This is a genomic window from Umezawaea beigongshangensis (assembly GCF_016464305.1).
GTDB classification, from domain to species: Bacteria; Actinomycetota; Actinomycetes; order Mycobacteriales; family Pseudonocardiaceae; genus Umezawaea_A; species Umezawaea_A beigongshangensis.
On record NZ_JAEIOJ010000006.1, the window covers coordinates 229989 to 252516 of the forward strand.

General features: G+C 72.7%; 18 protein-coding genes. 5 read left to right on the forward strand and 13 right to left on the reverse strand.

What is annotated here, in order from left to right:
• Positions 1-161: 161 nt before the first annotated feature.
• Positions 162-1070, reverse strand: a complete 909-nt coding sequence (locus IMZ35_RS17155) for an NmrA/HSCARG family protein (protein WP_199442105.1) — start codon at positions 1068-1070, stop codon at positions 162-164.
• 162 nt (positions 1071-1232) lie between these two features.
• Here IMZ35_RS17155 and IMZ35_RS17160 point away from each other — a divergent pair, with 162 nt between their 5' ends.
• On the forward strand, positions 1233-1721 hold the full coding sequence (locus tag IMZ35_RS17160; protein ID WP_307868263.1) for a TetR/AcrR family transcriptional regulator: 489 nt from the start codon (positions 1233-1235) through the stop codon (positions 1719-1721).
• Positions 1722-1960: 239 nt separating this feature from the next.
• Here IMZ35_RS17160 and IMZ35_RS17165 read toward each other — a convergent pair whose 3' ends face one another.
• Both IMZ35_RS17165 and IMZ35_RS17170 read right to left on the reverse strand, forming a co-directional pair.
• Positions 1961-2344: a MerR family transcriptional regulator gene (locus IMZ35_RS17165; RefSeq protein WP_199442107.1), complete on the reverse strand. Its 384-nt coding sequence runs from the start codon at positions 2342-2344 to the stop codon at positions 1961-1963.
• Between the two features lie 94 nt (positions 2345-2438).
• Complete coding sequence (locus tag IMZ35_RS17170) at positions 2439-3638, reverse strand: PP2C family protein-serine/threonine phosphatase (RefSeq protein WP_229372286.1); 1200 nt, start codon at positions 3636-3638, stop codon at positions 2439-2441.
• A 298-nt stretch (positions 3639-3936) separates the two neighbouring features.
• On the opposite strand from IMZ35_RS17170, the gene IMZ35_RS17175 reads away from it, so the two are divergent.
• Positions 3937-4845, forward strand: coding sequence for a bifunctional helix-turn-helix transcriptional regulator/GNAT family N-acetyltransferase (locus tag IMZ35_RS17175; RefSeq protein WP_229372288.1), 909 nt, complete (start codon positions 3937-3939; stop codon positions 4843-4845).
• A 142-nt stretch (positions 4846-4987) separates the two neighbouring features.
• Positions 4988-5299 carry a hypothetical protein gene (locus IMZ35_RS30720; protein WP_229372290.1) on the forward strand — a complete coding sequence of 104 codons (312 nt, stop codon included), beginning with the start codon at positions 4988-4990 and terminating at the stop codon, positions 5297-5299.
• A gap of 551 nt (positions 5300-5850) precedes the next feature.
• Here IMZ35_RS30720 and IMZ35_RS17185 read toward each other — a convergent pair.
• From IMZ35_RS17185 to IMZ35_RS17225, 9 genes are all read right to left on the reverse strand, one after another.
• A complete protein-coding gene (locus IMZ35_RS17185) occupies positions 5851-7083 on the reverse strand; it encodes an RNA polymerase sigma factor (RefSeq protein ID WP_199442109.1) in 1233 nt (410 codons plus the stop codon).
• Positions 7080-7415, reverse strand: a complete 336-nt coding sequence (locus IMZ35_RS17190) for a YciI family protein (protein ID WP_199442110.1) — start codon at positions 7413-7415, stop codon at positions 7080-7082. The genes IMZ35_RS17185 and IMZ35_RS17190 overlap by 4 nt, the downstream gene beginning before the upstream one ends.
• Before the next feature lie 22 nt (positions 7416-7437).
• On the reverse strand, positions 7438-8064 hold the full coding sequence (locus tag IMZ35_RS17195) for a dihydrofolate reductase family protein (protein ID WP_199442111.1): 627 nt from the start codon (positions 8062-8064) through the stop codon (positions 7438-7440).
• A 148-nt stretch (positions 8065-8212) separates the two neighbouring features.
• Positions 8213-9217 carry a 1-aminocyclopropane-1-carboxylate deaminase gene (locus IMZ35_RS17200; protein WP_199442112.1) on the reverse strand — a complete coding sequence of 335 codons (1005 nt, stop codon included), beginning with the start codon at positions 9215-9217 and terminating at the stop codon, positions 8213-8215.
• A 15-nt stretch (positions 9218-9232) separates the two neighbouring features.
• The gene (locus IMZ35_RS17205) at positions 9233-9910 is read right to left on the reverse strand and encodes a GntR family transcriptional regulator (RefSeq protein ID WP_199442113.1); all 678 of its coding nucleotides are present in this window, start codon (positions 9908-9910) and stop codon (positions 9233-9235) included.
• A gap of 133 nt (positions 9911-10043) precedes the next feature.
• The gene (locus IMZ35_RS17210) at positions 10044-11012 is read right to left on the reverse strand and encodes a hypothetical protein (RefSeq protein WP_199442114.1); all 969 of its coding nucleotides are present in this window, start codon (positions 11010-11012) and stop codon (positions 10044-10046) included.
• Positions 11013-11050: 38 nt separating this feature from the next.
• On the reverse strand, positions 11051-12868 hold the full coding sequence (locus IMZ35_RS17215; RefSeq protein WP_199442115.1) for an OmpL47-type beta-barrel domain-containing protein: 1818 nt from the start codon (positions 12866-12868) through the stop codon (positions 11051-11053).
• A gap of 67 nt (positions 12869-12935) precedes the next feature.
• Entirely contained in the window at positions 12936-16913 is a 3978-nt protein-coding gene (locus IMZ35_RS17220) for a ThuA domain-containing protein (protein ID WP_199442116.1), read from the reverse strand.
• 33 nt (positions 16914-16946) lie between these two features.
• Entirely contained in the window at positions 16947-18017 is a 1071-nt protein-coding gene (locus tag IMZ35_RS17225; protein WP_199442117.1) for a multicopper oxidase domain-containing protein, read from the reverse strand.
• 698 nt (positions 18018-18715) lie between these two features.
• On the opposite strand from IMZ35_RS17225, the gene IMZ35_RS17230 reads away from it, so the two are divergent.
• A complete protein-coding gene (locus IMZ35_RS17230) occupies positions 18716-20569 on the forward strand; it encodes a multicopper oxidase family protein (protein ID WP_199442118.1) in 1854 nt (617 codons plus the stop codon).
• Positions 20570-20714: 145 nt separating this feature from the next.
• Here the strand turns inward: IMZ35_RS17230 and IMZ35_RS17235 are convergent, their stop codons facing one another.
• Complete coding sequence (locus IMZ35_RS17235; protein ID WP_199442119.1) at positions 20715-21191, reverse strand: MarR family winged helix-turn-helix transcriptional regulator; 477 nt, start codon at positions 21189-21191, stop codon at positions 20715-20717.
• 123 nt (positions 21192-21314) lie between these two features.
• On the opposite strand from IMZ35_RS17235, the gene IMZ35_RS17240 reads away from it, so the two are divergent.
• A complete protein-coding gene (locus IMZ35_RS17240; RefSeq protein WP_199442120.1) occupies positions 21315-22517 on the forward strand; it encodes an FAD-dependent monooxygenase in 1203 nt (400 codons plus the stop codon).
• The last annotated feature ends 11 nt before the right edge of the window (positions 22518-22528 follow it).

Sequence of the window (22528 nt, forward strand, 5' to 3'; positions counted from 1 at the left end):
AGTCCCAGCAGCGCGTGCGCAGGTGCGCCAGGTGGTCCAGCGCCGCGGCGACGTGCGGTCGCGACCGTTCAGCCGTCCGGCGTTCCCCTCCCGAGGCGTCCCGGTCGCCGTGCGCCGGGAGGAGAACGGTCGCCGCCGGAGTGCGACGCCGGGCCGCTCTCTCAGTTCAGCGGAGTCGCCCTCGCCCACTCGCGGAAGCTGGTGGTGGGCAGTCCCAGCGCGGTCGCCATCTCGGGCTGCGCGGGAGCCGGGTGCGCGCTCATGTGCTGCTGCGACAGGGAGAACTCGGCCATCAACCCCTCCGCGCGAGCGTGCTCCGGGCTGGCGGGCAGTTCGACGGTCGTGCCGAGCACCTCGGACAGGACCACCGCCGCGTCGCGGAAGCTCAGGACGTCGCCGGCCAGTTCGAGTTCCACGCGGTGGAAGCGCTCCGGGTCGGCGAACGCGGCCGCGGCCGCCGCCCCGATGTCGTCCAGCGCCACGAAGGGGAGCCGGACGTCGGGATCGACGGCGACGAGGAGCCGGTCGGAGGTTCCGCCGGCGAAGTAGAACGAGGGCCGGACGAAGTTCTCCATGAACGTGGCCGGACGCAGCACGGTCCAGCGCGGGAAGCCCGCGTCGCGCACGGCCCGCTCGACGGCGGCCTTGCTGCGGTAGTAGTGCGGCAGGTGCGTGCCCCACCGCTGCTGGTCCATCAGGTCTGCGTCCACGGTTCCCGTGCCCGAGACCGACGTGTGCACGAACTGCTCGACACCGGCCGCGCGGGCGGCCTCGACCAGGCCGCGGCCCTGCCGGACCTCGGAGTCGCCCATCAGGTCGGCGAGATCGGGCATCTGCACCGAGAAGACCGCGCGAGCCCTGTCGAGCACCGGCGTCAGCGAGGCGGGGTCGTCGAGGTCGCCGCGCACGAGGGTCGCGCCGGTGTCGGCGACCGCGCGGGCGCGCTCGGAGTCGGGGTCGCGCACCAGGGCGTGCACGGGAGTGCCTGCGGCGAGGAGGGCGCGGGTGACAGCGCCGCCCTGCCTGCCTGTCGCTCCGGTGACCAGCACGAACGGGGGGATCGCAGACACGGTGGTACTCCTCGTACAATAAATGGGGTGGTGCTCCGTTTGACCTTCCGCACCATATGGGGTGGCCCTCCGTTTGTCCAGTGGGAGAGTGTTCACGTGGCGAACTCCAGCGCGCGGCCCCCGCGATCGGATCGGCGGCGCAATCACGAACGACTGCTCGCGGTGGCGACCGACCTCATCGCCTGCGACGGGGCCGGGGTGTCCCTGGAGGAGATCGCCCGCCGCGCCGGCGTCGGCTCCGCGACCCTGCACCGGCACTTCCCGTCCCGGCGCGCGCTGCTGGAGGAGGTCTTCCACGAGGGTGTCGAACGGCTCTGCGGCCGAGCGCGCGAGCTGGGTCGCGACGATCCGGGAACCGGACTCGCCACGTGGCTGGAGGAGCTGACGCTCTACACCACGAACAACCGCGGTCTCGCCACCTCGCTCATGTCCGGAGCCGGTGAGCTGCCGCCGGAGGACACCTGCCACGGGATGCTGCTGGACGCGGCCGACGACCTGGTGGCCCGCGCGGTCGAGGCGGGCGTCGCCCGGCCGGGGGTCTCCGCCGCGGACCTGATCGTCCTGACCAACGCCATCTCGCTGGCCACCGAGGGCGATCCGGCCACCGCCGGTCGCCTGCTCCGCCTCGCGCTGGAGGGCGTGCACCCCTGAGAACGCCGGGACCGTGCGCGCCCGGCGGCGCGGAGGGGCGGCCGGCGGTCCGCGCCCGGCCGGTCCGCTCGGGGAACGCCCGCCGGTGGGCGGCGGGTCGCGGCCGTGCGGCCGGCGTGGTCACGGCCGGGAGCTGGTGATCGCCGAGGACTTCCTGCGGTCCCCGCCGCTGGACGAGCTGTCGCTGGACGGCCGACGTCCGTCCACTGTGTCTGTCCACGGTGGACGGTGCGCGTCCGTCAGGCTGTGCTGCTGGCTGACCGGTCCGCGGCGCACTCCCGGCTGTGGTCGTTCGCCGCGGCGATGACGGCGTCCAGGCGGTCGCGGGTGCTGGTGAGGTCGCGGATCTGCGTGTCGATGCGGGTCCGTTCGGCCGAGAGCCCGGCGAGCATCGCGTCGGTGGCGACACCGGTGTGCACGCAGGGAAGCAGTTCGGCGACGGCCCTGCTGCTGAGTCCGGCGGCGTAGAGCGCCTGGATCCACCGGACGCGCTCCACGGCGTCCTGGGCGTAGTGCCGCTGCCCGCTCGAACTCCGGACCGACGTCAGCAGTCCCCGCTCCTCGTAGTAGCGCAGCGAGCGCGGGCTCACACCCGCCGCCGCGGCGACCTCACCGATGCGCACAGCACCTCCTCGTCCGGCGGGGCCGAACCCCCACCTCTGACGTCAGCGTCAAGGCTCAGGGTAGCCCTCGGCGGTCCGGTCCCGCCCGCGCGGTTCAGCGCTGGACGAGATCGGAGGTGTGCCGGACGGTCAGTAGGGCGATGTCGTCGGTGGCCGGCTGGTCGCCCACCAGGGCGGCCATGATCGAGGCGCAGGCCGACTCCGGCCGCACGGGGGTCACGGTCTGCCGGAGCAGCTCCAGCTGGCCGTCGAGGTCCAGGCCGCGGCGCTCCACCAGGCCGTCGGTGTAGAGGGCGATCAGCGCGCCGGGAGGCATGTCGAGGCGCACGCCCGTGCGTCCGGTGACCGCCAGGTCGTAGCCGACGGGCGGGCCGACCGGGGCGGCGACGAACTCGGCCTCCCGGCCGGGCACGGCCAGGACGGGAGGCAGGTGGCCGGCCAGGGCGAGGTCCGTGCAGTTGGTCGTCGTGTCGACGACCGCGTAGGCGATCGTGGCCATGGTGTGGTCCTCGAAGTGGCTGGCCTTGCGGTCGAGCTTGCCGAGCACCTCCGCCGGGTCGTCGAACTCCAGGGCGTAGGCGCGCAGCGCGCTGCGCAGGCGTCCCATGACGATCGCGGCGGGCAGCCCGCTGCCGACGACGTCGCCGATCACCAGGCCGATGCGGTGACCGGGGAGCTGGAACACGTCGTACCAGTCGCCGCCGACCCCGCTGTTCGTGCCGGGGACGTAGCGGGCGGCCAGCTCCCAGCCGTCCGGCGTGGGCAGGCGTCCCGGCAGGAGGCTGTCCTGGAGCATGGCGGCGGCAGCCCGCTCGGAGCGCGACCGGTGCACGTGCGCCGCCATCGCGAGCCGGTCCGCGACGAGCTGGAGCAGGTCGATCTCCTCGTCGGTGAACTCGCGGGCCTCGGTGCTGCCGACGTGCAGGACCCCGGTCAGGTCGCCCTGGACCACCATCGGCACGCCCAGCAGGACCCGCAGGTTCCGCTCCCACAGCAGCGGGTTGACCACCGTGGACTCGTCCACGTGCTCGATCCGCACCGGCGCCCGGTGCCGGGCCACGCGCCCGGCGAAGCCCGTCCCCACCGGTACCCGGACGCCCTGGAAGACCTCCTCCTCCAGACCGGAGGCCGCCTTCGCCACCAGCTGCTCTCCGCTGGGGTCGGTCAGCAGGACGGTGACGGTGGCGACCGAGAACAGGTCGCGCACCCGCCACAGCAGCACCTCGAAGAGCTTCTCCAGGTCGAGCTCCCGGAGCGTGCCGTCCGTGATCGCCTCCAGGACGCGTTGCCGCATCTCCGAAACCCGGACCTCGTCCATCCTCGCCAACCCCGTCCGCATCCTGACCGTGCACACCGCGTGAACGGCACGAGCGCGTGACGGGTGTCGCACGAGCGGACGCCGAGCACACGAGCGTTCCTCAGACGATAACGTCACGCAGCGGCGGGGCACGGGTGAGTGCGGTTTCGCCGACGCCTCGCGGGAGCGTCGCACTGGTTCCCGCGCCCCCGAGAGGATGAGGACCGGAAGGTGGACGCTGGCTGCGCTGCGTGACGACGTGCCTGGGCGTCCGTCCTCTGACTAGAGTCAGAGGATGGACGTGGACGGTGAGGCGGTGCGGCGGGTGCGGAGGTTCTCCCGCGTCGTCGCGCAGCGGATCGGCGCGCTGCACGAGTCGTACCTGGCGAGCGAGCGTCCGCTCGGCGCGGCGCGGGTGCTGTGGGAGATCGGCCCCGACGGGAGCGACGTGCGGTCCCTGCGGTCGCGGCTCGACCTGGACTCCGGCTACCTCAGCCGCCTGCTGCGGTCCCTGGAGGAGGACGGGCTCGTCGTCCTCCGGCGCAGCGAGACCGACAAGCGGGTGCGCACCGTCCGTCTCACCGAGCGCGGAACGGCCGAGCGGGCCGTGCTCGACCACCGCTCCGACGACGTGGCGGCGGACCTGCTCCGTCCGCTCGACCCGCGGCAGCGCGACCGGCTCGTCGCCGCGATGACCGAGGTCGAGCAGCTCCTGCTCGCCTCGGCCGTGCGGGTGTCGGTGTGCGATCCGGCGCACGCGGACGCGCGGGCGTGCCTGGCGGGCTACTACGGCGAGCTGGCCGAGCGGTTCGACGGCGGGTTCGACCCCGCCGCCGGTCTCCCCGTCCACGACGAGGAGATGAGGTCGCCCGCCGGGCTGTTCCTGGTGGCGACCCTGCGGTCCGAACCCGTCGGGTGCGGCGCGCTCAGGTTCCACGACGACGGTTCGGCCGAGGTCAAACGGCTGTGGGTGTCGGCGAGCGCGCGCGGGCTCGGGCTGGGCAAGCGGTTGCTGGGCGAGCTGGAGGGGCGTGCCGCCGAGCACGGGGCCCGCGTGGTGCGGCTGGACACCAACCGGGTCCTCGTCGAGGCGATCGGGATGTACCGGGCGGCCGGGTACCGCGAGGTGCCCCCGTTCAACGACAACCCGCACGCCCACCACTGGTTCGAGAAGGCCGTTCCCGCGGAGCCGCCGGGGTCGTGATCGCGGCCGGGGAGAGGTGCGGCGTGCCGTGCACGTGGTGGGAGCGGGGCCGTTCCCCGTTGGAGGACACCGATCGGGTGAAGTATGTGGTGCGAGCCGAACCGGTACCCACGGGGTCGAGCATCGGTTCCAGAATCCGGCCATGGAAGCGCGAGGATTTTCGCACCACGACATGGTGTCGCCGATCCGGTTCGGCACCGCGACGCCACGGGGACGACCGTCCGCCACGATCGCCGTCCGGTTCCTGCCCGGCGTCGTGCTGAACGGCCGTCGCATCGGCGAGCGCGACCGCGTCGTCCACCTCGTACCCGCGCCGGCCGGAACCGTGCCACCGGACCGGCTGCAGGCCTTCTGCGGCCAGTCCTTCGCACCGGGGCAGGCGGAGATCGTGGGTGTGGGCAGGGGAATGCCGTGCGTCGTGTGCCTCGCCGCCGCACCTCCCGCCGACGCGTGACGTCCGCAGCCGCGTCGGCGGGACGGGCACGCGCAGTCGGTCGTGGACGGTCGGCCCGTGGTGCCTGAACGGCCGACTCGCGGACCGGTGCGGGTGAGCGGCTCCTCGCAGCGCTGACGGAGGCGGGCGTCTGCGTGTTCCACCCCTCCCCGAACCTCGCGGACCGGACCGAGAGGATCGCCGGCGTCCGGTGATCGCGGTGGGCTCGGTCGGCCTGGGCGCGGACCTCACCAGCACTCCGACGCGCACCGGCGAGGAGTCGCCGTCCGCCACGGACTGCGGCGGCCTGCTGCGGCGACCTGCTGCGGCGCCCGGAACGGAACGAGTTCGACCTCGCGGCCGTCGGCCGGGCACCGCTCGCCGATCCGGTGTGGACGGAGGAGGTCCGGGCCGGCGAGATCGTCCCGTTCGACCGGTCGGCGATGACGCAGCCGCGCTGACGGACGGTCGCGGGGCCGCGTGCGCGGCCCGACCGCGGTGATCGGGGGGTGACCGCGGTCGGGCCGGCCCCCGCCGCTCGCGACAGGCGGACGATCGTCTGCTGCGAGCGGTCAGGTCGTCTCGGCGAGCCGGCCGGTCAGGAAGGCGCGCTCGGCGTCGTTGCCGGTCAGCGCGATCGCGCGCTCGTAGGCCGCCGCGGCCTCGGTGGCGCGCCCCAGCCTGCGCAGCAGGTCGGCCTCGATCGCCGGCAGGTAGTGGTGACCGGCGAGCCCGCCCACCCGTTCGAGGTCCCGCACCTCGGCCAGCGCGGTGGCCGGACCGTGGACCACCGCGACCGCCACGGCCCGGTTGAGCGCGACCACCGGTGACGGCCACACCCTGCGCAGCTCGTCGTAGAGCAGCAGGATCTGCGCCCAGTCGGTGTCGGCGTAGGTCGGCGCGGACGCGTGCAGCGCGGCGATGGCGGCCTGGAGGGCGAACCTGCCGGGAGAACCGCCGCCCAGCGCGCTCAGGACGAGGTCGTGCGCCTCGGCGACGGCCTCCCGGTCCCAGGCCGAGCGGTCCTGCTCCTCCAGCAGCAGCAGGCGCCCGTCCGCGGTCGTGCGGGTGGCGCGTCGGGCGTGGTTGGCCAGCAGCAGGGCGAGCAGCCCCCGGACCTCGCGCTCGCCCGGCAGCAGCTCGTGCAGCACCCGTGCCAGGTCGAGCGCGCGTTCGGCGAGGTCGTTGCGCGTCAGCTCGGGCCCGGTCGGCGCGGTGTGCCCGGTGGTGAAGAGCAGGTGGATCGTGGTGAGGACCGCGTCCAGCCGGTCCAGCAGCTCGGCGGGCGCGGGCATCCGGAACGGGACGCCCGCGCCCGCGATCTTCTTCTTCGCCCTGGTGATCCGCGCCGCCATCGTCGTCTCGGGGACCAGGAACGCCTTCGCCACGTCCGGGGTCGCCACCCCGCACACCAGCCGCAGCGTGAGCGCGACCCGCGCCTCGGGAGCCAGCGCGGGGTGGCAGCACAGGAAGACCAGGCGCAGCCGGTCGTCGTGCACCACCGGGTCCACCGGGACGTCCGGGTCGGGCGCGGCCTCCGGTTCCACCAGCAGCGGCAGCTTCGAGCGCAGCGTCCTGGCCCTGCGCAGGGCGTCCAGCGCGTTGTGCCGGGCCGCGGTGGTGAGCCACGCGCCCGGCCTGGCCGGCACGCCGCCGCGCGCCCAGTCGGCGAGCGCGGCGGCGTAGGCGTCCTGGACGCACTCCTCGGCCAGGTCGAGGTCGCGCGTGACGCGCACCGTCGCGGCGAGCACGGCGGCCCACTCGCGACGGTGCGCGTCGGCGACCGCGCGGCCGACCGCGGTCACACCGCGAGCAGCGGCCGCACCTCGACGGCGCCGTCCACGATCGGGAGCAGCTTGCCGACGGCGACGGCCTGGTCGAGATCGGCGGCCTCCACCACGAAGAAACCGGCGATCACCTCCCGGCTCTCCAGGAACGGGCCGTCGGTGACCAGACCGTCCCGGTGGATCGTCCGCGCGGCCGCGCTGGGTTGCAGCGCCTGCTCGTGGACGACCCGCACGCCCATCTCGGCGATCTTCGCCCCGGCGGCGACGTTGGCCTCCATCACCTCGGGCGGGATGTCCGCGACACCGCCGGGAGTTTCCTTCTCGTAGATCAGGACCGCGTACTGCGGCATGGCCGGTTCCCCTCGCGTCCGCTCACCAGTTCCCGGTCTCCGGGCCCATCGCACCGTACTCGACCTTCCCGACGCGGACGTAGGTGCTGATCACGACACCGGTGCTCGACGTGGTGCTCTCGCGCAGCGCGAGACCGGTCGGCGCGGAGCCCCGGCCGAACAGCCTCTTGCCGGACCCGAGGACCACCGGGAAGACCAGCAGTTGGAACTCGTCGACGAGGTCGTGCGCCAGCAGGGTCTGGACCAGCTCGCCGCTGCCGTGGACCTGGATCTCGCCGTCACCGCTCCGCTTCAGCTCCGCGACCGCCTCGGCGACGTCACCGGTGAGCAGGGTCGAGTTCTGCCACGACACGGTGTCGAGCGTCCGCGAGGCGACGTGCTTGGGCATGCTGTTCAGCTTCGACCCCATGAGGTCCTCGGCCCCGGTCAGCGGCCAGCTCGCGGCGAAGACGTCGTAGGTCCTGCGTCCCAGCAGGAGCGCGTCGGCCCGGTCGACCGTGTCCGCCATCCGCCGCATCATCACCTCGTCGACGTGCGGCACGACCCAGCCCCCGTGCTCGAACCCGCCCTCGCGATCCTCGTCGCTGCCGCCCGGTCCCTGCACGACCCCGTCCAGGGACGTGAACGCGGTCACCATCAGTGTGCGCACGTAGTTCCTCCGCTTCGAACCGCCCGCGGGCGCCGGTGGTGGCGCCCTCACCCAGTACGGCGAACGGAGCCGCCCCGAATCGACAGCACGCCCGGAAGTTCTGTCCGCGCGACGCGATCACGTGGTCGGAGGGGAGCGGCGCGAGACGTCAGAAGACGCCGCTGTAGGCGTTGAGCGCGGGCTGGCCGCCGAGGTGGGCGTACAGGACGGTGGAGTCCTTCGGAACGTCCCCGTTCCGCACGAGGTCGACGAGCCCGGCCATGGACTTGCCCTCGTAGACGGGGTCGACGATCATCCCCTCCAGGCTCCCGCTGAGCCGGATCGCGTCCACCGTGGACCGCACGGGAACGCCGTAGACGTCACCGGCCCAGCCCTCCAGCACGGTGATCTCGTCGTCGCGCAGGTCTCGGCCGAGGCCGATCAGCTCGGCGGTGCCACGAGCGATCTTCTCGACCCCGGCGCGGGTCTCGGCGAGCTTCGCCGAGGCGTCGATCCCCAGCACGCGGCGCGGCCGGTCCTGACCCGCGAACCCGGCGATCATGCCGGCCTGCGTGCTGCCGGTGACGCTGCACACCACGATCGTGTCGAAGAAGACGCCCAGCTCGCGCTCCTGCTGCTGCACCTCGCGGGCCCAGTTCGCGAAGCCGAGACCGCCGAGGCGGTGGTCGGACGCTCCGGCGGGGATCGCGTACGGCGTGCCTCCGGCGGCGCGGACCTCCTCCAGGGCCTGGCGCCAGCTGTCCTTGACGCCGATGCCGAACCCGGCCCGCACCAGGCGCACGTCGGCGCCCATGATCCGGGAGAGCAGGATGTTGCCGACCTTGTCGTTGACCGCGTCCGGCCAGTCCACCCAGCTCTCCTGGACCAGGACCGCCTTCAGGCCGGTCCTGGCGGCGACCGCGGCGACCTGCCGGGTGTGGTTGGACTGCACCCCGCCGATGGTGACCAGGGTGTCCGCGCCCGCGGCGAGGGCGTCGGGGACCAGGTACTCCAGCTTCCGGGTCTTGTTGCCGCCGAAGGCCAGGCCGCTGTTGCAGTCCTCGCGCTTGGCCCAGATCCGGGCGCCGCCGAGGTGGTCGCTGAGCCGGTCCAGCGGGTGAACGGGGCTGGGGCCGAACAGCAGGGGGTAGCGGTCGAAGTCGTCGAGGGACATCTGCGGCTCCTGAGATCAGTCGTGCGGCTGGTCGTCGGGCAACGCGTCGATCAGGTGCACCAGCGTCTGCCAGTTGGCGCGGGTGGCGGCCACCGCTCCCGCGACGTCCCCGGCCTCGCACAGCGCGATGATCCGGTCGTGCTGCGCGACCGAACCGCGACCGCTCAGCGAGGAGAAGCGCAGCCGCTCCAACCGGCGCAGCACCGGGGTGAACTGGTCGAGGACCGTGCGGACGGCGTGGTTGGCGCAGGCGGTGACCGCGACGCCGTGGAAGTCGTCGTCGGCGGTGATCGCCGCGTCGACGTCGTCGCGGCGCAGCGCGTCGGCGAAGCGCGCGTTGGCCTCCCGCATGGCGTCGAGGTCGGCGGTGGACAGGACGGGCACCGCCTCCCGCACGGCCAGCTCGTGCACGGCGGCCGTCACCGACTGCGCGTCCCGGACGGCGCGGACGTCCAGGGGGCTGACCATGGTGTAGCGGCCGGGTTTCGTCCGCACCAGGCCGGTCTGCTCCAGGCGCATCAACGCCTCGCGGACGGGTGTGCGGCTGACACCCAGCCACGCCACCAGGTCGCTCTCGTTGAGGCGCTCACCGGGGGCGAGCGTGCCGTCGACGATCGCGTCCCGGATCGCCCGGTGGGCGTCCTCCCGCAGGAGCGACCGGGACACGAGGCCCCGGCTCTGAGGTACTGGCATGCAATATATTGCACTCTGGATCACGGGCGGTGTCAAGGGTGAGCGCGGATCTGCTCGGCCGTGCTGCGGCCCCGCACGACGGCGAGAGCCTCCGTCCGGGGTCCGCGGACCCCGGACGGAGGCTCTCGACCGGCTACAGCCGTGCCCGGCCCCGCATCGCGGCGGAGGCGTCGGCTCGGGCGAGCCGCTCCTCGGCCCGCTGCACCGCCGTGCCCCGGACGCTCTCGGCGGCGGCCGCCCCGGCCGCGTCCGCCACCGAGTGGTCGCCGACGATCCCGCCGCGGACCCTGCTGCTGGCGGCGATCTCGGCCACCGGGGCGTTCGCGGTCAGCTCCAGCTTGCCGTTGACGATGGTGTCGTCCAGCGTCGTGCGGCCGGTGGTGTTCGAGATGCTCACGTCCCTGGCGAAGTAGCCGCCGGAGGCGCAGCTGTCGAGGCCGCCGTTCGGGCCGAGCTGGACGCCGCCGAGGTTGCCGGCGAACGTCGTCCTGCCCTGCACCGCGCTGCCGCACACGACGCTGCCGTTCGTGTTGTTCAGCACCGACAGCGTTCCGTCCACGAAGGTGTCGTGCAGATCGGTGAAGTGGGCGCCGCTGGTGCTGACGTTGCCGGTGACCTCGCTGTCGGACACGCTGATCTCGCCGACACCGGCGGTGACGTTCCCGTCGATCCTCGTGCCCTGCTCGGCGAACAGGAAGCCCTCGACCGCGGCCGAGCCCCTCGGCTCGACGACCACGCCGCCGGTGTCGGTGTTCTTCAGGAAGACGCCGAACCCGCCCGCCGCCAGCGTGACGCCGCCGTCGACCCGCGTGTCGGTCGCGTCGAGGTACCCGTCGGAGGCGACTCTGATCTCCCCGCCGACCCTGCCGTTCCTGACCACGAGGTTGCCGCCGTCGGCCACCCGCACGTTGCCCGTGACGGTCGTGCCCTGCAACGAGCACGACTCGCCCGCTGGCACGAGCAGGTCGCTGGGGACCGTGACGGCCCCGCCGTTGCCCACGCAGTGCATCACCAGGTCGGCGTGCGCGCCCGGCGCGCACAGCACGGACGCGGTGACGACGGCGCCCAGGATCGCGAGCGCGGAAGCGGTCCGTCGAGCCATCTGAGTTCTCCCTGCTGCTGTGACGAAAGGACGTGGCACTACTTGCCGATGTCGGACCGCGACGCCGCGCGAACGACGACGCCCTGCTCCCGGCGGGTCAGCACCTCGCTGGCCACCAGGTCGTCGGTGACGAGTTCGACGTGCCGGACGAACGCCCCGTGGTCGGGGTACTCGCCGTGCTGGTTCAGCAGATCGCTGATGGTGCAGCCGTTTCCGGTGTGCGCGTTGGCGATCCCGGTGTCGTCGGTGCCGATGATCACCGTGTCGCGGGTGTCGGAGTCGGGACAGGCGTCCTCGCCCGCGTCGACCACCGCGAACGACACGGACTTCTCCGCCGCGGTGTTCCCGGCGTCGTCGGTGGCCCGGTACCGGACGGTGTGCGGACCGGCCGCACCCACCACGAGCGCCGCCGAGTGCGTGGTCCACGCGCCGCCGTCCAGGGCGTGCTCGACGAGCGTCACGCCGGACCCGGTGTCCGTCGCGGTGATCGTCACCGTGGCGCTGTCCAGGTAGTCGCCGTTCGGGTTCCTGCTGCCCGACACGGTCGCGGACGTCGTGGGCGGGGTGGTGTCGGCGGGTTGTGCCGCGACGACGGAGAAGCGGGTCGTGCCCTCGGCGGAGACGTTGCCCGCGTTGTCGGTCGCGCGGTGGTGGATCGCGTGCGATCCGGTGGTGGTGACGTCGAACGGCGCGGTGTAGGAGGTCCAGGGGCCGCCGTCGAGCTGGTGTTCGACGGTCTTGACGCCGGAGCCCGTGTCGGTGGCGGTGATCGTGACGGTGGCCCTCCCGACGTAGGCGCCGGTGGCGTCCTGCGTTCCGGAGACCGCGGCGGTGACCGTGGGCGGGGTGGTGTCGGCGGGTTGTGCCGCGACGACGGAGAAGTGGGTCATGCCCTCGGCGGAGACGTTGCCCGCGTTGTCGGTCGCGCGGTGGTGGATCATGTGCGATCCGGTGGTGGTGACGTCGAACGGCGCGGTGTAGGAGGTCCAGGGGCCGCCGTCGAGCTGGTGTTCGACGGTCTTGACGCCGGAGCCCGTGTCGGTGGCGGTGATCGTGACGGTGGCCCTCCCGACGTAGGCGCCGCTGGCGTCCTGCGTGCCGGAGACCGCCGCGGTGACGGTCGGCGGGGTCGTGTCGCCCGGCGCCTCCACCACCGTGAACGACACCGAACCGACCTCGGACGCGTTCCCCGCCGCGTCGGTCGCCCGGTACCGCACCGTGTGCTCGCCGAGCGCCGTCACCTGGAAAGGACCGGTGTACGGCTGGAACTCGCCGCCGTCGATCCCGTGCTCGACGCTCGCCACGCCCGATCCGGAGTCCGAGGCGGTCACGGTCACCGTGGCGCTGCCGAGGTGGTCGCCGTTCGCGTCCTGGGGCCCGGAGACCGCGGCCGCGACCGTCGGCGCGGTGGTGTCCTCACCACCGCCGCCGCTCGTCACCGTGAACTCGCCGGACATCGTGCCGTGGCCGGGGATCGCGCAGAAGTAGCGGTACTTGCCGGGTGTCAGCGCGACCACGGCCTCGTGCCGCCCGTTCTGCACGTCGAACGGGTTGGCCAGGACGTCCAGGTCCACGTCGTGGTTGTAACCCGGCGTCGACGTGTCGAACGTGAGGGTGTGCGGCATCCCCGTCGTGTTGCCGGTGGCCTCGCTGTTCTCCCAGACGATCGTCGTCTCGCCCGCGGTGGCCGTGGTGGGCGCGGACTTGTAGCGGGTGATGTCGTTGTCCGCGGTCCAGGTCAGCACCTGGGCCAGCACCCCCGCGGAGGCGGTCGGCGGTGCCGGGAGCGGGACGACGGCGGTCAGCGACGCCAGCAGGAGGGCCGCCGCGGCACCGGTGATCAGACGTCGGAACATGCTGCACCTTTCGTGGAGCGCGGTGGCCGGTCGGTGCGCGTCGCCGCGCACCGACCGGCCGAGGCGGTTACAGCGACCGCACCCGGATGTTGCGGAAATCCATCACGTCGCTGGTTCCGTGGTTCTGCAGACCCAGGAAGCCGCTGGCGAACTGACGCAGGTCCGTCGGCGGGTCACCCGCCCTGGAGGACTGCTTGCCGGGCGTGTTGTCGAACTCGTTGATCACGACGCCGTCGCGGACGATCGTGTAGTGCTGGCCGACCACCCGGACCTCGTAGTCGTTCCACTCGCCCTTCGGCGGCACGGGCGAACCGGGCGCCCCGACCGGGTCGAAGTTGTAGATCGAGCCGGTCTTCTGCGGTTCGCCCGTCGTGCCGTCGTAGAGCTGGACCTCGTGGCCGCAGAAGATCGCGACCCACGCCGGTGACGTCCGCGCCGAGCCCACGGTCCCGCAGCTGTCCGGTGGACGCTGCTCCAGCGGGGTGCGCGGGTCCGGGAACCTGGTGAACACGCCGCTGTTGGCGTTCGTGCCCTCCGGTGACGAGTCCCGGAACTGGAGCTTCACCGAGAAGTCGCCGAACTCCTTCTTCGAGTACCACAGCATCCCCAGCCCGCCGGAGGAGCGCAGCGAGCCGTCCGGCTGGATCGAGAACGATCCGCCGGGGGCCTGCGTCCAGCCGCGCAGCGACTCGGCCGTGCCGTCGAAGACCGGTTCGTACCCGGTGTTGCCGGGACCGCCGACGTCCGTCCCCGCCGCCGTGCGGACCAGGGCGGTCTGCTCGCGGCCGGTGATCGTGCCGTCGCGCTGCAACTGATCGGCGACCGCGGTGACGTGGCGGACGAACGCGCCGTGGTCGGACCACGGGCTCTCGTCGTCGATCAGGTCGTTGATCGTGCAGCCACCGCCGACGTCCTCGTTCGCCACGCCCGAGTCCGCGTCACCCGTCCACACGGTGTCCCGGTCGTCGGGAACAGCGCAGCCGACGGTCACCGCGTGCGGCACGACCTGCGTCTCACCGTCGGCGTAGGTCACGGTGAGCGTCGCGCTGTACTCACCGGTCCTGGCGTAGGTGTGCCGCGGGTCGGCCTCGGTCGACGACGTCCCGTCGCCGAAGTCCCAGCGGTGGGACGCACCACCCGACCTCGACCCGGTGAAGGCCACGGTCAGCGGCTTGTTCTGCACGGCGGTGGAGGTCGCGGCCGGCGCCGGGGTCGGTGCGCCGCCCCGGTAGGCAACCCGGATCAGCTTCTGGTTGGGGTGCAGCGTGAAGAACCCGCCGCCGTAGTCGAGCAGGTAGAGCGCGCCGTCCGCGCCGAACTTCGCGTCCATCCAGCTCTGGAGCTTGTCGTCGCCGTTGCCGCCGGGCACGATCGCGCGCAGCGACTCGGCGAAGGCCGGGGGAGCGGCCTGCGGAACACCGGCCGGGTCGACGGTCACCGCGATGCGGTTGGTCGAGCTGGACTGGTCGCCGATGAACCACTTGTCGTCCCAGTGCTCCGGCCAGGCGACACCGCTGGCGGTGTTCACCAGTTCGCGGTGGTAGGTCGGGCCGGTCATCACGGCCTGGCCGCCACCGGTCAGGTAGGGCTGGGTGTAGGTGGCCTCGGCCGCCACGTACGACGGGATCCCGCTGCCGTCCGGGCGCTCCGGGAAGACGGGACCGCCGCCGCCCGGCGAGTACCAGATCATGTTGTTCTTCACCGGCGGCAGGTCGACCAGGCCGGTGTTGCGCGGCGAGGTGTTCTTCGGCGCGTCGCAGTCGTACCAGCCCGTCAGCACGGTGGCGTCGGTGTCGCTGCGGTCGCGGTAGGGCTGCTTGTTGCCCATGCAGTAGGGCCAGCCGTGGTTCCCCGCCTCGGTGATGATCGTCGCGGTCTCGTACTTCGCCGGGCCGAGGGTCGGGCTCGGCGAGTTCGCGTCCGGGCCGACCCACGCGGCGGTCAGCCACTGCGTGACCGGGTCGACCTGGAGACGGGAGATGTTGCGCACGCCCATCACGTAGATCTCGGCGCGGGTCTTCGCCGTGCCGGGCGGGAACAGGTTGCCCTCGGGGATCGTGTAGGTGCCGTCCGGCTCCGGGTGGATTCGGATGATCTTGCCGTTGAGGTCGTTGGTGTTGCCGGAGGTGCGGCGGGCGTCCTGGAAGGACAGTCCCTCCCACTCGGCGGTCCAGTTGTTGCCGGAGTAGCCGTCCGACCCCTGGGAGGAGTTGCTGTCACCGGAGCCGACGTAGAGGTTGCCCTTCGCGTCGAACGCCATGCCGCCGCCCGCGTGGCAGCAGCTGTGCTGCTGGACCTCCCACTGGAGCAGGTCCTTCCGCGTGGACGGGTCGATCGTCTCCGTGGTCCGGTCGTAGGTCAGCCGGGAGACGGTCCGCTTGCCAGTCCGCTTCTCCCGGTCGACGGTGTCGTGCGGCATCCAGTAGACGAACAGGTGGCCGTTCTCGCCGAACTCCGGGTCGGGAACGATGCCGAGCAGGCCCTCCTCGTTCTTGACCAGCTCGGAGCCACTGCCCCGGTTGCCCATCACGGGCAGCGTCGCCAGCAGCTTCACCTGCTTCGTCTCGGGGTCGAACTGGTGGATCGTGCCGCAGCCGAGGCCGACCTCCGGGTCGGTCCAGGCGACGACCGGACCGCTCGGGCAGGCCGCCTTGCCCACGTAGAAGACCGTGCCGTCGTCGGCGACGGTCAGGCCGTGCGGTTCGCCGATCTGGTCGAGCTGACCGGTCTTGTTGGCCGAGGTCAGCCGTTCGACCCGGTAGTTCGCCGCGATGGTGGCCTGGCAGTCGCCGCGCACCACCCCGGTCGTCCACTTCAGCGCGCCGGTGAGGTGGCTGCGGAAGGCGTCCTCGCCGTAGCTGCCCTCGGTGTGGCCCATGGCGGTGTAGAAGGACCGGCCGCCCTGGTAGTCGTGGCACCAGGAGACCGGGTGGAACGGGCCGTTGGCGCCGGGGCCGGGGTCGTAGTGCCGTTCCTCGACCTGGGCGACCGTGTGCACCGTGCCGACCGGGTTCGGGCTCCAGTTGTACCAGCGGTCCGAGCGGGTGATGTTCAGCGGCAGGCCCTCGTTGGCCGGGTGCTGCCGGTCCACGACGTTCACCACCGACTCGTGCACGCCGGGCGTGGGCAGCGGCGTCGGGTCACCGGAGTACAGCCGCAGGTCGGCCAGCTGCGTCAGCGGCTCGCCCGCGTTGGCGGTGATGTTCAGCCGGTAGTGCGCGAACGACCGCGGCGCGGCGATGGTGAAGGTCCGGGTCTGGAGGGGTTCCGCGAACGCCTGGCCGGTCTGGCGGTCCAGGTCGGTCCACGTCGTGCCGTCCGCCGAACCCTGCAACGTCCAGTCCTTCGGGTTGCGTCCGGGCGCGTCGTTCGCCGAGGTGAGCGCGTAGCGGTTCACCGCGGCGGCGGCGGGGAGCCGGTAGGCCGCCCACGCCGCCGGGGTGCGGACGAGCCACTTCGTGGCGGCGTTCCCGTCGCTCAGCTTGTCCCTGGTCTCGTTCGGCGGGTTCTCCCCGCTCGCGGTCACCTCGGCCGCCGTCTCCAGCTTCGAGGTGCTGGTGTTCGGACGGGTGCCGACGAGGCCGGTGAACCAGGAGGAGTCGTCCTGCGCCTTCGCGGCGTCGGCCACGCCGAGGAAGCCGCCCCCGGCCTGCACGTACCCCCGGAGAGCGGCCTCCTGGTCGGGGCCGAGGGTCACGCCCTCGGCGGACAGGAACACGACTCCCCGGTGCCGGGCGAGGTTCTCCGCGGTGAACACCGCCGGGTCGGACGACGCGGTGACGGTGATGCCGCTGGCCGCGCCGATCTCCCGGAAGGCGTCGGTGGCGCGGGTGACCGGGTCCTGCTGCGCGGCGACCGGCCCGTGGAACACCAGGACGGACACCGGGGCGGCGGCGGACACCGGCGCGGGTGGCGGCGGCGCGGCCGGTGCGGTGGGCGCGGAGGTCAGCTGTCCGCCGACCACCAGCGCCGCGGCGGTCACCACCAGCAGCGCTCTCGTCCCCGTCCTCCTGCGGTGCCTGCGTGGAGAAGACGTCGACCTCATCCTTCACTCCTTTGTCGTGGCCGGGCCACGAGGTCATCGTGATGACGAGTGCTGGTGGTGCTCGGCGGAGTCGGCCGGGGCCTGTGCGGCGCCGGTCTGGTCGGCGGACGCGCCGTGGGCGTGCCCGCGGAAGCGGTCGATCGCCTCCTGCGCGCCCGCGGGCATCGAGCCGTCGGCGTTGCGGACGAGGAAGATCCCGGACATCCCGGTCTCCGAGTGGTTCTGCACGTGGCAGTGGTACATCCACGCGCCGGGACCGACGCCCTCGCCCGCCAGCACCTGGAAGCCGAACGAGCTGCCGGGGTTGAGGTCCTTGTTGTCGATCACCTGACTGGGATCGGACGGACCCTCCAGCATTCCGGTGCGGTTGTCCGCCCAGCGGTGCGCGTGCAGGTGGAAGGTGTGGAACTGGGTGCCGTGGCCGATCGCGATCCACTCCACCCGCTGCCCGAGGTTCGCCTCGAACACCGGCGTGTGCGGCGCGACCTGGTTGTTGATCGACATCTCGTTGAACACGACGGTGAACTGCTCGTCGGGCAGGATGTCGCCCCGCCGCCGCACGATCAGCGCGCCGTACAGGCCGCGGGCGATGCCCAGCGTTCCGTGGTCGGTTCCCATCGCGTGGTCGTGGTAGTGCCAGTACCCGGCGCTGCCGGGCATGAAGCGCCGTCCGGCCGCGGCGAACATCTCCCGCGACCGCCACGTGTAGGTGCGCGTCTCGCCGGGGTTGTTGAAGGACGCGTTGAGCGGACTGCCGTCGGAGTCGACGCTGTAGTCCACGCCGTGCGGGTGGATGGACATCCGCCGGTCGGTGTTGTTGACGAGGGTCACCTCCATGGTGTCCCCCTCGTACATCTCCAGGACCGGTCCGGGAATCGTGGCCCTCCCCGGTTCGAGGCCGTAGCCGTAGAGGTTGCCCGGCAGCGCCTCGGCGTAGACGGTGACCTTCTCGACCGTGCCGGTCTGCGCGACGGCGCTGCGCCGTGGCGTCGCCGGACCGAGCCCCAGGACCGCGGGGACGGTGAGTCCAGCGGCGCTGGTGGTCAGCACGGAGCGCCGGGAGACCATCCTGCCGAACCAGCCGGTCTGGGCGTTCGTGTCCATCGTTCTCCATCCACGTCGACGAGAACAGGCCCGGAACGGGCCTTCGGGAGATCAGATCGGGAACGGGGGCCGGAAGAGACCGCGTGAGAACAGGCGTCCCCCGACGATAGGGGCGCGCGCGTCGTCCCGCGGCGAAGACGCCGTCCGTTCCGGTGGAACGGACGACCTGGGCGTGGCTGTCTTCGGTCCTGCGAGTTCTGCCGTTTTTCGCGTCGACCACCTGCAACTTATGCATGGTTACGACGAAAGTGAAGGGCCAAGCGGGTTAACGGACCGGACATCCGTTGTCACATTTCGCGACGTCCGTCTGGTCGTCCCGCGCGGTCCGGTTCCCGGCGAACCCGCGGCGGTCCTGCGCCGTGCGGATGGCCGCGCCCACCACCGGGGCTGACGCCCTCGCGCGTCCGCACCCGCGAGGCGTCCCTGCCGCGGGGCGACCCGCTCCTGATCGTCGGCGCGGGCGCTGTCCTCGCCGGTGCGGCGCCCGTGCCCGGTGGCGCGGGCGAGCTGGTCCTCCGGATGCGCCGCGCCGGTCACCTCCGAGCGGGTCCGGCGCGCACGTATCCAGCGGCGTCCTCACCCCTCCTGCTCCACGTCGGGGTCGCTCGGTGGGGAGCCGTGCGCCCCGGCCACGGGAGATCCGGCGCACCGCATCGCCGACGGGCCGCGGCGCGCCCCGACCGCCAGGGGGAAGCTCGATGACAGACCTCGTCAGCAGGTCCGCGCCCGCGTTAGCGGGGCCCACGTTCGGACTCACCAAGTTCCTCGACCCGCTGCGGGTGCCGCCGGTGATCCGGCCCCACTCGTGGTGGCACCAGGACGCGCTCACGATGACCGCGGTGCGCACGACCACGCGGCTGCACTCGCAGCTGCCGGCCACGACGGTGTGGGCCTACGACGGGCACTTTCCCGGACCCACCGTCGAGGTCCGCAGCGGGCGGCAGCTGCGGGTCTCCTGGGCCAACGAGATCGCGGGGAAGATCCCGCTGGTCGCCGTGCGGGCGCCGATCGCGTCGGCGCCGCAGAACAGCCCCGGCTTCCGCGACCCGGACGGCTCGCTGCCCGCCGGGGTGTCGCTGATCGACGGGGTGGCCGACCTGCCGGCGTGGACCGTGGTCCACCTGCACGGGGCCCTCACCGGCGGCGGCAACGACGGCTGGGCCCACAACGCGGTGCTCCGGGACGCCGCGCAGCTGGCGGAGTACCCGAACCAGCAGCAGGCCACGACGCTCTGGTACCACGACCACGCGATGGCGATCACCCGCTTCACCGTTCACGCGGGACTGGCCGGGACGTACCTCGTCCGCGACGAGGAGGAGGCCTCGCTCGACCTTCCCTCGGGTGCGCACGAGGTGCCGCTGATGATCACCGACCGCAACCTCGACACCGACGCGACCGGTGCCCTCACCGGCCAGCTGCTCTACAAGGTCCCCTTCGTCACCACGGCGACCGGCGAGGTGCTGCACCTGCCGTTCACCGGACCGTTCACGCTGGTCAACGGGGTGATCTGGCCGCACCTGAACGTCGAGGCGCGGTGGTACCGCTTCCGCGTGGTCAACGCCTCCAACTCGCGCTTCTACCGGCTGCGCCTGGTCGACGACGAGACCGGCGCCCCGCTGGACCACGCCGTCCACCAGATCGGCACGGACGGCGGCCTGCTGCCCGCGCCCGCGCCGCTGCCGTCCGGCGGCCTGACCGTCGCCCCGGCCGAGCGGGCCGACCTGCTGATCGACTTCTCGACGCTGCGCGGCACGCGGGTGCGGCTGACCAACACGCACCCGAGCGCGGCTCCCGAGCCCGACGTGATGCAGTTCCGGGTGGAGAACCGCGAGCGGCACGACCGGTTCCGGCTGCCGAAGCGGCTGTCGACCTCCTACGTGCGACTGCACCACGGCACCACGGTCCCCGAGGAGCACGACCACGTCTTCGTCGCGCTGGTCCCTCCCGGCTCGGCGGGGGAGGGGCACCCGCAGATGTGGGAGCTCCAGGAGATCACCGACCCGGAGCAGATCCCCACCACGCTGCCCGCGGCGGGGATCGTCCAGCTCACCGACCCCGCCACGGGCCGGGTGCGCACGTTCGAGCGGGTCGCCAGCCTGTTCGACGACACCACGAGCATCTTCGTCGACCACGGCCGCTGGGCGGTGTGGAACTTCGTGCACCTCGGCGGTCCCGCCCACCCCATGCACGTGCACATGAGCCAGTTCCAGGCCCTCACCCGCACCGCCTACCCGCTGGACCAGGCGACGGGCGCCGTCGCGGGCTTCGACGTCGCCACCGGCGGCACCGTCGCACCGCTGCCCGTGCCCGGTCCCGGCAGGCCGCTGGACCCGCAGGAGGAGGGCTGGAAGGACACCTACCAGGTCGGCGCGGGCGAGTGGCTGACCATCGCGGGCCACTTCGAGGGCGCGACGGGCAACTTCATGTACCACTGCCACATCCTCGACCACGAGGACGAGGGCATGATGCGCCCCTTCGTCGTCATGCCCGCCGAGGCCGCTCGCTTCCACGTGCACCGCTTCGGCGGCGGGCACCACCACGGCGCCACCTGATCGGGACGCCCGCGGCGACCCCCGGACCAGGGGTCGCCGCGGCGCGGCTCGCCCGCGCCGACGAGCACGGCCGCGCCCGGCCCGCTCGACCTCGGGCGGGCCGACCGGGAGCCGGGTCCCGGCTCCCGCAGGTGCTCCTCCGCCGTCAGCCGGGCCGGTCCTCGTCGGCCAGCTTGGCGGTCAGGTCGTCCACCGCGCGCCCGAGCAGACGGACGAGGTCCTGCCGGTCCTCCTGCGACCAGTCGGTCATGGCCTCGGCGAACCAGCCGAACACGGACCGCGTGTAGCGCTCGCTGACCTCCCTCCCCCCTGCGGTCGGCTCGATCAGGCGGACCCGCTGGTCGAGGGGGTCGGCGATCCGGTGGACCAGGCCGCGCTGTTCGAGCGCCTGCACCTGCCGTGTGGCGTGCGGTCCCGCGACCTGCATCCGGGTGGCGATCTCGCCGATCCGCAGCGGCCGGTCGGCCAGCGCGATCAGGACGAGGGCACCCATGGCCGGACGCTCCAGGGACACCCCGGCTTCGGTCGTGGCCCGCTCGTACACGCGTCCGCGGTTCACCACGGCGTTGAGCTGCGCCAGGCGGGGAAGCAACGACGCGAACTGGTCGTCCTGGGACTCCACGGCCACTCCTTGTTGATTACCTAACTTAGGTATATTATTCGGGGGGGAACACGACGCCGCGCGGGGTTCGCGCGGCGCGAAACATCCTACCTAAATTAGGTAATCAACCGAGGGGAACGAACTGTGGGGACGTCATCGCCGAAGCGGAGCGTGCTGATCTCCGGCGCCAGCATCGCCGGGCCCGCGCTGGCCCACCAGCTCCACGCGCACGGCTTCGAGGTCACGGTCGTGGAGCGCGCGAGCGCGGTGCGCGGCGGGGGCTACCCGATCGACGTGCGCGGCACCGCCGTCGAGGTCGTCGAGCGGATGGGCCTGCTCCCGCGGCTGCGGGCCGCGCACATCGACACCCGCCACATCACCTTCCTCGACGCCGGCGGCTCGGTGATCGCCTCGGTGACGCCCGAGGCGATCACCGGCGGGGCCGCGGGGCGCGACGTCGAACTGCCGCGCGGAGAACTCGCCGCGGCGCTGCACGACGCCGTGCGCGACGACGTCGAATTCCTGTTCGGCGACTCGATCGCCACGCTGCGCGACGACGGCGAGCACGTGGACGTGACCTTCCGCAGCGGGCTGGAGCGCACGTTCGACCTGGTCGTCGGAGCCGACGGGCTGCACTCCGGCACCAGGGAGCTGATCTTCGGTCCCGAGGAGCCGTTCCACCGCTACCTCGACCGCTGCTTCGCCGGGTTCACGATGCCCAACCACCTCGGGCTCTCCCACGGTGGCCTGGTCCTCAACACACCGGGGCGGGCGGCCGTCCTCTACGCGCCCGGCGACAGCGACGTGCTGCACGCCTTCCTGACCTTCGTCAGGTCCGAGCCCCCGTTCGACGCGTTCGCCGACCCCGGCGCGCAGCGGGACCTCGTGGCGTCGGTCTTCGCCGACGGCGGGTGGGAGGTCCCGCGGATGGTCGAGGCGATGCGCGCGGCCCCCGACCTGTTCTTCGACGTCGTCAGCCAGATCCACCTGCCGCGGTGGTCGAGCGGCCGGGTGGCCCTCGTCGGCGACGCGGCGCACGCGCCGTCGTTCCTGTCCGGGCAGGGGTCGAGCATCGCGCTGGTCGGGGCGTACGTGCTCGCCGGCGAGCTGGCGAGCACGAGCGACCACCGGGCCGCCTTCACCGCCTACGAGGCGCGCGTCCGGCCGTTCGTCGAGCGGAACCAGGCGCTCGCCCACGCCGGCGGCGCCCGGCTCGTTCCCCGCACCGCCGAGGAGCTGGCGCTGCGCGACGAGGCGCTGCGCGCCGCGTCGGCCGCCCCGTCCGGCGACGAGGAGCAGGACGTCCACTCGTCGCTCGACCTGCCGGACCACGTGCTCCCCTGCTGACGGCCGCCCGG